A 12,523-nucleotide genomic window follows, 5' to 3' on the forward strand; every position below is an offset into this window, starting at 1 on the left:
CCTACCTGAGGTGAGGGTATGAGTCAGGATTTCATGGATCCGGAAATATTCGCCGATTTCATCGTCGAAGCCAAAGAGCACCTCGAGACCATCGAGCCGAACCTGCTCGAACTCGAGAAGGCACCGGACAATCTCGCGCTGTTGAACGAGATATTTCGCCCCATGCATTCGCTGAAGGGCGCGTCCGGCTTTCTGGGGCTGAACCGGATCAACGGCCTTGCGCACCGTGCCGAAAACATCATGGACGAGTTGCGCAAGGGGGACATGACCGTCACCTCCGAGATCATGGACGTCATCCTCTCGGCCACCGATGCGTTGCGCCAGATGGTGGACAACCTTGATTCCACCGGCGGCGAGGGCGACGTGGAGACGGAATCCATCATCGTCACCATCGATGCCATCATGGCTGGCGGCGCTCCGCCCGTGGCCCCGCGCGCAGCGCCCGCCCCGGTGCCCGCCCCGGCGCCCGATCCGGTGCCCGAACCCGTCACCGTGTCGGCCCCGGAGCCTGCGCCCACGCCAGCACCGGCCCCGGCCCCTGCGCCAGAACCCGCAGCTGCAGTGCCGCCGTCCCAGCCGGAACGCGAAACCTCGGTGGCAGGCAGTGCAGCAGAGTGGATCGCCACGCTGGAGCCCCAGGAGTCCTACGCGCTCACCGCCTTCGGCGAAGGGCACCTCAAGGACTTCATCGACGAGGCCCGCGAGATGGCGGAAAATCTCAGCTCCGGGCTGCTTGAACTGGAGCGCAACCCCACCGAGCAGGGCGAGCTGGTCAACGACCTGTTCCGCTTCTTTCACAACCTCAAGGGAAACAGTGGCATCATCGGCTTTGCCGAACTGAACAGCCTGACCCACGAGGCGGAAACCCTGCTCAACAACGTGCGCCGGGGCGAAATGACCGGCTCGCACGAACTGGTGGACCTGCTGTTGCTGGTGGTGGACCTGCTGGAGGCCCTGGTGGCGCGCATCGACCCCGCGTCCGGCAACGTCACTCCGTTCGACATTTCAGTCATCCTCGACTGCCTGCGCAAGGCCGTGGCTGGCGGTGATATCACCCTGCCCGAAGGCCTTGGCGGTCGCCGCAACGGCGGACCCGCGCCGGAAGCCGCCTTGGCGGCCAGCGCGGACAGCGCGCCCGGTGCGACCGGTGCAGATGACGATGAAGACGCCCCGTCGCCTCCCGTGGCCCCCGGCTACGACCCCGACGACGTGGCCCTGTTCGTCAACACGGTGCGCCAGCAGATGGACAACGTGGGCGTGGCCCTGAAGACCCTTGCCGCCGACGGTACCCAGCGCGAGTACGTCGACGCCCTGTACCGGTGCCTGGTCACCATCCAGAATTCATCCGGCTACATGGGGCTCGACGATATCCGCGTCTACGCCGAACGCACGGCGGGACTGGTGGACCAGGCGCGCTTTTCGGGCATGGATTTCAGCCTGATGGTGGACCTGATGGAGCAGGAAGCCTCCATCATCGGCGACATGCTGGAAAAGCAGATTGCCCGCATCAGCACGCCCCCCCCGGGTTCGGCACCCGCAGCCGCCCCGGCCCCCGCTCCGGTACCGGCACCCGAGGCCAAGGCCGAGTCCGCCCCTGCACCGCAAGCCAAGGCTGATCCCAAGGTCGATTCCAGCGCCGATTCCAGCGCCGATTCCGAAGACGAGGACGCAGAGGACGAAGATACGGCGGTGGTCACCATTTCCTCGGTGACCGGAACCCCCGCGCCCGCCACGGCGGTGAAGCCCGCCGCGTCCGCCGGGGCCGCACCCGCCGCCCCGGCCACGCCGCCCAAGCCCGCCGCTCCGGCGAAGCCCGCCGCCCCGTCCGCCCCGTCCGCGCCTTCGGCTCCGGCAACCCCGCCTGCCCCGTCCGCCCCCTCGGGTGGTCAGGGTGCAGCCGCGGCGGCGCAGGCCCAGCCGGCCGGCACGGCCAAGGCCTCGTCCACCATCCGCGTGGACCACGAGAAGCTGGACCACCTGATGAACCTCATCGGCGAACTGATCATCAACCGCAACCGCTACACCATGCTGGCCCGCAGGCTGGAGGACGACACCAACGTCGTCATCGCGGAAGTGGCCCAGGACCTGTCCGAAACCACCTACGCCATGGCGCGCATTTCGGACGACCTGCAGGACACCATCATGAAGGTGCGCATGGTGCCGGTGTCGTCGGTGTTCTCGCGCTTTCCGCGCCTGGTGCGCGACCTGTCGCGCAAGAGTGGCAAGGAAGTGGACCTGATCCTGGAAGGCGAGGAAACGGAACTCGACAAGAGCGTGGTTGAAGTCATCGGCGACCCGCTGGTGCACCTCATCCGTAACGCGGTGGACCACGGCGTGGAGTCCGAGGACGAGCGCGTGGCCAAGGGCAAGAAGGCCAAGGGCAAGGTGGTCCTGCGCGCCTACCACAAGGGCAACTCCGTCGCCATCGAGATCGAGGACGACGGCAAGGGCATCGACCCGGAAAAGATGCGCGAAGTGGCCGTGCGCAAGGGCATCATCACCCCCGACGAAGCAAAGGCCATGGACGACCGCGAAGCCATGGAACTCATTTTCGCCCCCGGTTTTTCCTCTGCGGAAAAGATCACCGACATCTCCGGGCGCGGCGTGGGCATGGACGTGGTGCGCACCAACATCAAGAACCTGAAGGGCAGCGTCAGCATCCATTCGGAGATCGGCAAGGGCACCCGTTTCACCCTGTCCCTGCCGCTGACGCTGGCCATCATCGACGCGCTGATGGTCAACGTGGCGGGCGAGATGTACGCCATCCCGCTGGACGCCGTGTCGGAAACCACCAAGATCGAGGCGCGCCGCCTGACGGACGTCAAGGGCCGCAAGGCCGTGACCCTGCGCGGCGAAGTGCTGGGCATCGCCTCGCTGTCCGAACTGCTGGGCCTGCCCAAGGGCGACAAGCAGGAAGTGCTGTCCGTGGTGGTCATTCACGACAACGACCGTCGCCTGGGCCTGGTGGTGGACCGCCTGCTGGAACGGCAGGAAATCGTCATCAAGCCCCTGGGCGCCTACCTTGGCGACCTCAAGGGCATCTCGGGCGCGACCATCATGGGCGACGGCAGCGTCATCCTGATCCTGGACCCGCACGAGGTGTACATGATGGCCACTTCCAAGGCCATCTAGTTCCCGCCCAGCCGTTGCCGCGAAATAAGAACGCCCCCGTCCGGAAGCACCGGGCGGGGGCGTTTGTCTTCGGGATCGGGAGGATGCGTCACATGGGCGCGTGCAAACGCACCACATGGGCCAGGGTGCTGGCCTCGCAGCCGCAGGCCACCATCAGCAGCACCAGGGCGGTAACGATGCCCACCTTGTGGCGCAGCGGCGTGGCGGAGCGGATCACCGTGCCCCACAGGCCGCAGGCGGCCAGCGGCAGTACCAGGGTGCCGATCAGGGGCAGCAACGGGGGCAGGACGGTCAGGTCCGGGCTGGTCAATGTGGCGGCGCGGTACAGCACGTACACGCCCACCGGCAGGGCGCACAGGGTGCCGCCCAGGGCCCAGCGGGCGCATACGCCAAGGGCGTAGTTGTAATAGTCGCGGCCAAAGTCGTCCTTGTCGCGGCGGGTCAGCAGCCAGGCCAGGCACAGCGCCCCGGCGGCACCCGCGGCCACGAAGGCCGACTGCCCCAGCACCGGCCACAGCAGCGAATTGACGGGGGCGGCGAGCAGGGCGTTCATGGTGTCTGCGGGGGGCGCGGCGGAAGGCAGGGGATGCCCCGGCAGCAGCAGGGCGCGGGTCAGGGCGAAGCTGGTCACCGTGGCCTCCAGGCCGCCGATGCCCGCAGCAAGACCCACGAAGCGGTGCATGACCGATCCCCGGATGTGCCGCCACCCGAACAGGTAGATGCCCGCGCAGGCCAGGGTACCCGCCAGCAGGGCGGGCGGGGCCAGCAGGGGCACCCGGAACGGTCCTTCCATCAACTCGGGCTGCATCTGGACCATGCGGACCATGATGGCCCCGGACACCGCCAGCAACACGGCGACGGCAAGGACGGCCAGCAGGGCGCCCTGACGGGCCAGCTTGTCGGGGAATGCGGTGCGCTTGGCCACGGACATGCGCTGCCAGGCCAGGCACAGGAACGGCATGCCGGTGACGGCCAGCAGCAGGCAGGCCAGAATGCCGCCCGGCAGTGCCAGCGACCAGACGGCGGCATCGGGAAACAGGATCATTCGCGAACGCTCCGTTGGGGTGATGCGGCGGCGCGCAAGGGCGTTGCCGCACCGGTCTTTTGCCCCAAAACCGCTTGGGGCGCAAGGCGCGGGCCGGGCGCACCCGCTGCGTGCAGCCGTTTGCGTGTGTGGGGCAGTTGGTCGGGGGGCAGCGGGCCAGGCGGGCCGTCGGTCCGGGCCTTGTGCCCCGTGTGCGCGTCCGGTATGGCCGCCCCGTGTGGCCACGAACGGGGCGGGCCGGTGCCGCTGGCGCGGGCGATACCGCGCGCTGCCCGTCCGGAGCGCGGCGGCGCGTGGATTTCCTTGAAAAAATGGCGGCCATCGCCTATGGAAGGTACAGTTCCGTCAACGTACACGGCCAGTTCGGAGATTCCTCATGCAGCATCGGCGGCTTCGCGCATCGGCGGCATTGCTTGTTCCGGCCCTTCTTTTCGCCATGGTCCTTTGCTCCGGCTGCGCCGGACAGGGCGCGGCGCAGGGCAGTACCGAATGGCGGCTGCGCATGCTGGAGGAAAAGTACCTCTCCTACGAAGAGGCCCGGAAGGCCCGCGACGGCGCGGTGGACGAGCGCCTGCGGGCGCTGGAGGAAAAGCAGGCCGCGCTGTCCGCCCGCGTGGACGGCGACCGCGAATCCGACGGCCGCAGGCTGGACGCGCTGGAAGGCGCACTGGTGAGCGGACGGGGGACTTCTCCTGCATCCACTGCGGCATCGGCCCAGGCTTCATCCGTGGCATCGTCAGGCGATGCCACGGCGGTACCGACTGTCGATGCCGACGACCTTGGCGCAGGCGGACGCCGCATCCAGCCGGAACCCGCCAAGGCCGCATCGCCTGCACCCGCCGCCAAAGCCGCGCAAAAGCCGGAGCCAAAGCCCGCCAAGGGCGTCTCGGACAAGGCCGCCTACGAGTCCGCCCTGAACCTGCTGCAACGCGGCAAGACCGACGAGGCCCGCGTCCGCTTCGAAGGGTTTCTGGGCGACTATCCCAACAGTTCGCTGGTGCCCAACGCCCTGTACTGGAAGGGCGAGGCCCTGTACGCCCAGCGCCGCTACGCCGACGCCATCGTGGCCTTCAAGGAGGTCACGGCGCGCTTTCCCAAGCATCACAAGGCGGCGGATTCGTTGCTCAAGACGGCGCTGGCCTACAAACAGCTGGGCGACGACGAGAACGTGCGCTTCCACCTGAAGGCGCTGCGCGAAGACCACCCGGATTCCACGGCCGCCAAGCTGGCCCGGCAGCGCTTCCCCAACGGGTAGCCTGCCCACGACCCGCCATGGCTTCCCAGCCGCCCGCCCCCGAACGCCCGGATAGCGTGGGCTTTAATACCATGACGCCCGGCCCCGTCAGGCTGCCCGCCTTTGCCGATCTGGATGCGGCGGGCCGCGCCGAATTGTGGGCCGCCCTGGCTTTGCGCCACAGCCCCGGCATCGGGCCGCGCACGGTGCGTCGCCTGCTGGCGGGGCTGGGGTCCGCGCTGGCCGCCGTGCAGGCGGCAGACCGGGGCGGGCACGACTGGGCCGGTGCGGGCGTGCGGCCACACATGGCCGCGCCAGTGGCACGCGGCGCATGGCGCGACACGGCCCGGCAGGAATGGGATGCGGTACGCGCCTGCCGCTGCGGTGTCCTGCTGTGGACCGACCCGCGCTACCCCGCCCGCCTGCGCGAAATTTCCGATGCCCCCGCCGTGCTGTACTGCCGGGGCGATGCCTCTTTGCTGGCCAACCACGCCGTGGCGGTGGTGGGTTCGCGCCTGTCTTCTCGTGCCGGGCGCGGTGTGGCCGCCGACATCGCCTACAGCCTTTCGGCGGCGGGCGTCACCGTGGTTTCCGGCCTTGCACGGGGCATCGACCGCGAGGCCCACGTGGCCGCGCTGGAAGAGGTGGGCTCCACCATCGGCGTGCTGGGCACGGGCATCGACGTGGTCTACCCGCCGGAGCACGCGGAACTCTTCGAGCGCATGGAGGCCACGGGGCTGCTGGTGTCGGAATACGCCCCCGGCACGCTGCCCCTGCCCGCGCATTTTCCCGTGCGCAATCGGATCATCAGCGGGTTTTCCGTGGGGGTGCTGGTGGTGGAGGCGGCGGCCCGCAGCGGCAGCCTGATCACGGCGCGCCTGGCCCTGGAGCAGGGCCGCGAGGTATACGCCGTGCCCGGCCCGGCCACGGCCCAGTATACCTGCGGCTGCCGGGGGCTCATCGAGCAGGGCGCGCGGCCCGTTGCCACGGCGGAAGACATGCTGGTGGACCTGGCCCCGGTGCTGGGCATGGAACTGGCCGCGTTGGCCGCACCGTGCCCGCCTCCGGGTTGGAACGGTTGGGACGACGATCCGCTGGACGAGATATTTCCCCCGGCTGCGTCCGATGATCCAGTTCCTCCATCTGCCCCGTCTGCACCATCTGTCATGACCGGCCCGAATGCGTCGGATGTGCCAGTCATCCCAGTCAGCCCGGTCACCCCAGTCATCCCTGTCATCCCAGTCATGCCTGATAGGCCGGGCACGCCAGACATGCCCGGTACGCCATACACGCCGGGCGGTCCGGAAGCCCAGAGCCCTCCCGTCGTCCTGGACGGTATGGCTGGCAGGGATGTTGTCCGCCCTCCGCTGGAGATTTCCGGCGACAGCGCCGATGTTTCCGCAGGGCAGGACGTGCGGGCACCTTTGGAGCCCGCCGCCGTGCCCGCGCCTGTGGTCCGCCCGGCACCGCGCCCCGCGCGCCCCCGCAGGGCAAGCGCACCCGCTCCGTGCCCGGCCTGTATCGGCGGCGGCATCAGCGGCAGCATCGGCGACGGTCCGGATGACGCCATCCTGGCCTTTCTGCACGGTCGCCCCGGTGCCCACGTGGACGACATCTGCCGTGCGCTGTCCATGGGCGCGGCGGACGTCAGCTGCCGTCTCGTGTTGCTGGAGGTAAAGGGCGGGGTGCGCCGGTTGCCCGGCATGCGCTACGAGCGTATGTAGGGAAACGCGCACCATGTATCCAAACGGCGGGCAGGCGCCCGACCGGGGAAGAATATGCAGAAGATACCGCTCGACCTTGCCACGCCCGGCATGAAACTGGCCAAGCCCGTCACCAAGTCCGACGGGCTGGTGCTGGTGGGCGCCGGCGTTGAACTGACCACCACCATCCTCTCGCGCTTCCGCGCCAGCGGAGTGCAGGCGCTTACCGTACAGGGCCGCCCCGTGGACCTTGGCGACGATGGCGGCAACGATCTGGAACGCATCGCCGGTCGGCTGGACCACCTGTTCCGCAAGCACGGGCAGGACCGGTTCATGGTTACCCTGCGCAACATGCTGCGCCGCTTCTTTGCCGAACGCATCGCCGCCGCCAGGGCGGCGGAAGAGGCCGAGGCCGCCGCCCTCGCCGCCGCCGCAGAGGCCGCGCGCGAAGAGGCGGAGGCCCTGGCCGCGCAGAACCGCATTTCGCTGGTGCCGCTGGTTGATGACGAGCCGGAAGGCGTGCCCGCCAGGCCGGAGCTTTCGGACGGCAACGGCGCGCCGAGGGAGAACGGGCGATGAGCGACGATTTGCGCACCACCTACAAGGGGCGGCTGCTGGCGGTGAAGGACCTGCCCACGCTCCCCACGGCGTTGCAGGAAGTCTCGCGCCTGCTGGAGTTGCCCAACACCACCACCGATCAGGTGGCCAAGGTCATTTCCTTCGATCAGGTGTTGGCGGCCAAGGTGCTGAAGATGGTCAACTCGCCCATCTACGGTTTTCCGGGGCGCATCGGCACGGTAAAGCACGCCCTGGTGCTGCTGGGGTTCAACGTCATCCGGGGGTTGATCATCTCTACCTCGGTCTACGACGACATGAACCGCGCCATGCGCGGCCTGTGGGACCACAGCGTGGGGTGCTCGCTGGCCTGCGGCGAACTGGCCCGCGCGCTGGGCATGAAGGACCCCGAGGAATACGCCGTGGCCGGGCTGCTGCACGACCTCGGCAAGGTGGTGTCGGCCCTGCAATTGCCCGAGGCCAAGGCCAGGGTGGACGCGCTGGTGCAGGAACAGGACCTGCCCTACATCGATGCGGAAACGCAGGTGCTCGGCTTCGGGCACGACCGTATCAACGCCTGGCTGGCGGAACACTGGAACCTGCCCCCGGCCATCCGGGAGGGCATGGCCTTCCACCACAAGCCCATGGGCGCGCGGATATACCCGCAGATGGCCTGCGTGGTGCATGTGGGCAATTTCATGGCCCGGCTGTTCGAATACGGCTCCGGCGGCGACGACAACGTGCCGCAGCTTTCGCCCCACGCGCTGAAGCTGCTGGGCATGAACCAGAGTTCGCTGGAAGCGCTGCTGGACACCCTGTGCGAGAAGTTCGCCGACGCCGGTGAGTTGGGGTTTGCATGACCCGTGACGCCGCCCCGTCGCCTGCCCCGTCACCTGACCAGTCACCCGGGCAGGCGCCCAAGCAATCACCTGACCAGGCGCCCGAGCAATCACCTGACCAGGCGCCCGAGCAATCACCTGACCAGGCGCCCGAGCAATCACCTGACCAGGCGCCCGTGCAGGCTCCTGGCCAGGCGTTGCACCAGTCGTCGGCTTCGTGCCCGCGCCTGGCCCGCGTAACGGGGAGCGCATCGTGAGCACGCGTCCACTGGGGTTCGGCGATACCGCATCGTCGGGCGTGCCGCGCTGCTGGCTGGTCACGGCGGATGTCTGTCTGGCCGCCACGGTGCGCAGCCTGTGGTCAGTTGGAGGCGGCCCGGCGGGGCTGCACCCGGCACCGTCCCGTTCGATGGACTGGCGGGTGTTCGACAACGGGCGGGCCGTGCTGGAGCAGTTCTTTCTCGATCCGCCAGACCTGCTGCTGGTTTCCGCCGCGCTGCCGGACATGTCCGGCGTGTCCCTGATCCAGTTGGTGAAGGGCGAGAACGTGTACCGCCAGGTGGCCACGCTGCTGGCCCTGAACGCGCACGACGTGGCCGGGGTGGACTGGCCGGGCGTGGAGGCCGACGATTTCATGGTGCTGCCCGCCGCCCCGGTGCCGGTTGCCGGTGCGCCGGAGGGCGCGGGGTGCACGCCCCTGCCGCCCCCGCTGGCCACGGAACTCTCGGCGCGCATCGAATTGGCCCTGACCCGCGCGGGCCGCGCCCTGGATGCCAGTCCGCTGACCAGGCTGCCGGGCAACACCTCGATCATCAAGTTCATTCAGGGGCTCATCGACCGGCGCATGGATTTCGCGCTGGCCTACGCCGACCTCGACAACTTCAAGGCCTTCAACGACAAGTACGGTTTTTCGCGCGGCGACGAGGTGCTCATGCTCACCGCACGGCTGCTGGCCACCACGGTGCGCGAGGTGCGGGGCCAACCCGCCTTTGTGGGCCACGTGGGCGGCGACGACTATGTGTTCGTGACGCCCGTGGACGAGGCGGAAGACGCCTGCCGCCGGGTGGTGGGGGCCTTTGACGCCATCGTGCCCGGCTTCTACGATGCGGATGATCGCGAGCGCGGGGCCATCGTGGCCCACGACAGGCAGGGGCAGGTGCGCACCTTTCCGTTGATGGCCGTGTCCATCGCCGTGGTGTGCAACCGGCCCAGTGCGGGGCTTTCGCTGGCCCACTACGGCGAGGCCTCGTACCGGGCCAGCCAGGTCAAGAAGCTGGCCAAGGACAGGACGGGCAGTTGCTATGTCTTCGACCGGCGACAGGCGTGACGGCAGCGGGCGTGTTCGGGGCGCCGCCGACCCGTTGACGCGGGGAGGCAAGGCGGCTTCCCGCGAATTGTCCCCCGTTGCCGCCCGGTCCGCCCACTTTTCCGACGCCGCTTCTCCCGGCACCGTTTCTCCGGGCGACGGTCCGCTTTCTGCCGCCCGCGCGGAACTGCTGGAGATGTTCCTGGCCCATCTGGGCATGGAAAAGGGCTACGCCGATGCCACCGTGACCGCCTACGGTACGGACATGGACCAGTTCGCGGCGTTTCTGGAGGGCATGGGCGACGGCCCGGCCATACCCGGCAGGCCGCCCTTGCCGATTCCCGCGTCGTCCGCTGCCTCTCTCTCGCTGGATACCCCGGAACACATCACCAAGCGGCACGTGCAGCGGTTTTTGGCCGAACTGCACCGCCAGCGCATCGCCAAGTCCAGCGTGTCGCGCAAGCTGTCGGCATTGCGGGCGTTCTTCCGCTTTCTGCTGCGGCTGCGGCGGCTCACGGCGGACCCCACGGCGGGGGTGCACAATCCCAAACAGGAACAGCGCCACCCCCACGCCCTGAACGTGGACCAGGCCTTTGCCCTGCTGGACGAGCGGCGGCAGCGCAAGGCCCTGACCGCTGCCCATGCCACGGATCGCGCCGGACAGGCCGGTGATTTCGGCCCCGCCGACGCGGCCTTGCTGACGCGCGACCTGGCGCTGGCCGAACTGTTGTACGGCTCCGGCTTGCGCGTGTCCGAGGCGCTGGACCTGAATGTGCTGGATGCGGACCCGGCATCGGGCGTGGTGCGGGTGATGGGCAAGGGCGGGCGCGAACGCATGAGCCCGCTCAGCGATACCGCCCGCAACGCGCTGGCGGCCTGGCTGGCGGTGCGCCACTTGGTGGACGAGAGCCGGGGAGAACCCGCCCTGTTCCTGGGTGCGCGGGGTGGCCGCCTGAACCGGCGGCAGGCCGCACGGATCATCGAGGCGTTGTGCCTGCGGGCCGGGCTGCCGCAGGCCATATCCCCGCACGGGCTGCGCCACTCTTTCGCCACCCATCTGCTGGAGGCCGGGGCAGACCTGCGCAGCGTGCAGGAACTGCTGGGCCATGCCCGGCTTTCCACCACCCAGCGCTACACCCACCTGACCCTTTCGCGCCTGGTGGACGTGTACGACCGGGCGCACCCCCGTTCCGACCTTGCGTCGCCAGCGGGCAAGACGTCGCAACCAAAGTCCGCCGCTGCGCCGGAAAAACCGGCCCGCGCCGCCACGCCCCGCAAGGGCGAAAAGGCCACGCCCAAGCGGTAGGGGTTTTTTCCCCTTTTCCGTTCGCCAACGAAAAAGGGCCGGAACCTTGCGGGGTTCCGGCCCGATGTATTTGGGCAGGGGCACATTGTGGGCGTTGCGGAAATTCCGCCCACCGGCAAGGTTGCCGAGCCGGTTGCGTCGGGACGCACGCATGGTGCGTGACCGGGGCAGGCGGTGCCGCCTGGCGCCCTCCGGGAGCGAAGGCCGCAACGCCTACGCGCGCAGCATGCCCAGGCGCTTGGAGATGGCTTCCTCGAACTCCTGCTGGAGCGAGGACACCAGTTCGTGCACCGACAGGATGCGGTCCACGCGGAACACGTTGGCGCCGGAGAAGGCAAACCCCTTCTCCAGGTTGCCCCTCATGGCGTTGATCAGCGCGGCGGCGATGCAGTACGGGGTCTGTTCCTGCTCGCAGGTGCTGATGCACTTGAACACGCACTTGAAGGGCTTTTTCGCGCCTTCGCGCATGGCGTCGATGAACGAGTTGCCGATGGCGCGGCCAGGCATGCCCACGGGGCTCTTGATGATGGTCACGTCCTGTTCGGTGGCGTCCACGTAGGCCTGCTTGAAGCGGTCGTCGGCATCGCATTCGTGGGTGGCCACGAAGCGGGTGCCCATCTGCACGCCGGCGGCGCCCAGTTCCATGAACCGGGTGATGTCTTCACCGGTGTACACGCCGCCTGCGGCGATGACCGGAATGCGGCGGCCCTTCTGGTCCTCGAAGGGTTTCACCGCCTCCACCACCTGCGGGATGACCGCTTCCAGCGAATGGCCGGGGTCGTCAATCTCCTCGGCCTTGAAGCCGAGGTGCCCGCCCGCCTTGGGGCCTTCCACCACGAAGGCGTCGGGCATGTAGTCGAAGCGGGATATCCACTTCTTGGCGATGACCGAGGCCGCACGGGCGGACGACACGATGGGCACGAGCTTGGTGCGGAATTCTTCCTTCTTCTGGTCGCAGGCCTCGCGCAGGTGTCTGGGCAGGTCCAGCGGCAGGCCAGCGCCGGAGAAGATGATGTCGGCCCTCTCCTCGATGGAGGTGCGGACCATTTCGCCAAAGGTGGTCAGGGCCACCATGATGTTCACGCCCACGATGCCCTGGGTCAGTTCGCGGGCTTTCTGCAACTCGCGGCGCAGGGCGCGGACATTGGCTTCGATGGGGTTCTTGGCAACGTCGGGCTCTTTCATCCCGATCATGGCGGCGGCGATGACGCCGATGCCGCCTTCGTTGGCCACTGCGGACGCCAGGCGCGACAGCGAGATGCCGACGCCCATGCCGCCTTGCACGATAGGTATGCGGGCGACCAGGTCGCCGATGTTCAGGGTCGGAAAAGGCATGATTCAGTCCTCCGGTGCGGTGCGTGCGTGCCGGTGAAGGCACGCGGTATGAACCGGGCCCGCGTGCA

At 68.6% G+C, this 12,523-nt stretch carries 9 protein-coding genes; 7 read left to right on the forward strand and 2 right to left on the reverse strand.

Annotation, left to right across the window (positions count from 1 at the left end; genetic code table 11):
* The first annotated feature begins 18 nt into the window (after positions 1–18).
* Positions 19–3,132 (forward strand): chemotaxis protein CheA, encoded by a 3,114-nt coding sequence (locus tag ABWO17_RS09080; RefSeq protein WP_353117757.1) that lies wholly within the window; start codon positions 19–21, stop codon positions 3,130–3,132.
* 88 nt (positions 3,133–3,220) lie between these two features.
* On the opposite strand, the gene ABWO17_RS09085 is transcribed toward ABWO17_RS09080, so the two are convergent.
* The gene (locus ABWO17_RS09085; protein ID WP_353117759.1) at positions 3,221–4,177 is read right to left on the reverse strand and encodes a hypothetical protein; all 957 of its coding nucleotides are present in this window, start codon (positions 4,175–4,177) and stop codon (positions 3,221–3,223) included.
* Between the two features lie 376 nt (positions 4,178–4,553).
* Between ABWO17_RS09085 and ybgF the strand changes: the two genes are divergently transcribed.
* The 6 genes from ybgF (at position 4,554) to ABWO17_RS09115 (ending at position 11,120) form a co-directional block, all read left to right on the forward strand.
* Positions 4,554–5,432 (forward strand): tol-pal system protein YbgF, encoded by an 879-nt coding sequence (ybgF, locus tag ABWO17_RS09090; protein ID WP_353117761.1) that lies wholly within the window; start codon positions 4,554–4,556, stop codon positions 5,430–5,432.
* A gap of 17 nt (positions 5,433–5,449) precedes the next feature.
* A complete protein-coding gene (dprA, locus tag ABWO17_RS09095) occupies positions 5,450–7,135 on the forward strand; it encodes a DNA-processing protein DprA (protein ID WP_353117763.1) in 1,686 nt (561 codons plus the stop codon).
* Positions 7,136–7,189: 54 nt separating this feature from the next.
* Positions 7,190–7,693 carry a hypothetical protein gene (locus ABWO17_RS09100; RefSeq protein WP_353117765.1) on the forward strand — a complete coding sequence of 168 codons (504 nt, stop codon included), beginning with the start codon at positions 7,190–7,192 and terminating at the stop codon, positions 7,691–7,693.
* Entirely contained in the window at positions 7,690–8,529 is an 840-nt protein-coding gene (locus tag ABWO17_RS09105) for an HDOD domain-containing protein (RefSeq protein ID WP_353117767.1), read from the forward strand. Before ABWO17_RS09100 ends, ABWO17_RS09105 begins: the two co-directional genes overlap by 4 nt.
* A gap of 232 nt (positions 8,530–8,761) precedes the next feature.
* The gene (locus ABWO17_RS09110) at positions 8,762–9,835 is read left to right on the forward strand and encodes a diguanylate cyclase (protein WP_353117769.1); all 1,074 of its coding nucleotides are present in this window, start codon (positions 8,762–8,764) and stop codon (positions 9,833–9,835) included.
* A 175-nt stretch (positions 9,836–10,010) separates the two neighbouring features.
* The gene (locus ABWO17_RS09115; protein ID WP_502914906.1) at positions 10,011–11,120 is read left to right on the forward strand and encodes a tyrosine recombinase XerC; all 1,110 of its coding nucleotides are present in this window, start codon (positions 10,011–10,013) and stop codon (positions 11,118–11,120) included.
* A 213-nt stretch (positions 11,121–11,333) separates the two neighbouring features.
* On the opposite strand, the gene ABWO17_RS09120 is transcribed toward ABWO17_RS09115, so the two are convergent.
* Positions 11,334–12,455, reverse strand: coding sequence for an NAD(P)H-dependent flavin oxidoreductase (locus ABWO17_RS09120; RefSeq protein ID WP_353117773.1), 1,122 nt, complete (start codon positions 12,453–12,455; stop codon positions 11,334–11,336).
* Positions 12,456–12,523: the final 68 nt, after the last annotated feature.

It is taken from the genome of Nitratidesulfovibrio sp., from assembly GCF_040373385.1.
Classification (GTDB): Bacteria; Desulfobacterota; Desulfovibrionia; order Desulfovibrionales; family Desulfovibrionaceae; genus Cupidesulfovibrio.

Bases quoted from the DNA above. Each gene is read 5' to 3' on its own strand.
- ABWO17_RS09080 (WP_353117757.1), top strand. From the start codon at position 19: ATGAGTCAGGATTTCATGGATCCGGAAATATTCGCCGATTTCATCGTC.
- ABWO17_RS09085 (WP_353117759.1), bottom strand. From the start codon at position 4,177: ATGATCCTGTTTCCCGATGCCGCCGTCTGGTCGCTGGCACTGCCGGGC.
- ybgF (WP_353117761.1), top strand. From the start codon at position 4,554: ATGCAGCATCGGCGGCTTCGCGCATCGGCGGCATTGCTTGTTCCGGCC.
- dprA (WP_353117763.1), top strand. From the start codon at position 5,450: ATGGCTTCCCAGCCGCCCGCCCCCGAACGCCCGGATAGCGTGGGCTTT.
- ABWO17_RS09100 (WP_353117765.1), top strand. From the start codon at position 7,190: ATGCAGAAGATACCGCTCGACCTTGCCACGCCCGGCATGAAACTGGCC.
- ABWO17_RS09105 (WP_353117767.1), top strand. From the start codon at position 7,690: ATGAGCGACGATTTGCGCACCACCTACAAGGGGCGGCTGCTGGCGGTG.
- ABWO17_RS09115 (WP_502914906.1), top strand. From the start codon at position 10,011: ATGTTCCTGGCCCATCTGGGCATGGAAAAGGGCTACGCCGATGCCACC.
- ABWO17_RS09120 (WP_353117773.1), bottom strand. From the start codon at position 12,455: ATGCCTTTTCCGACCCTGAACATCGGCGACCTGGTCGCCCGCATACCT.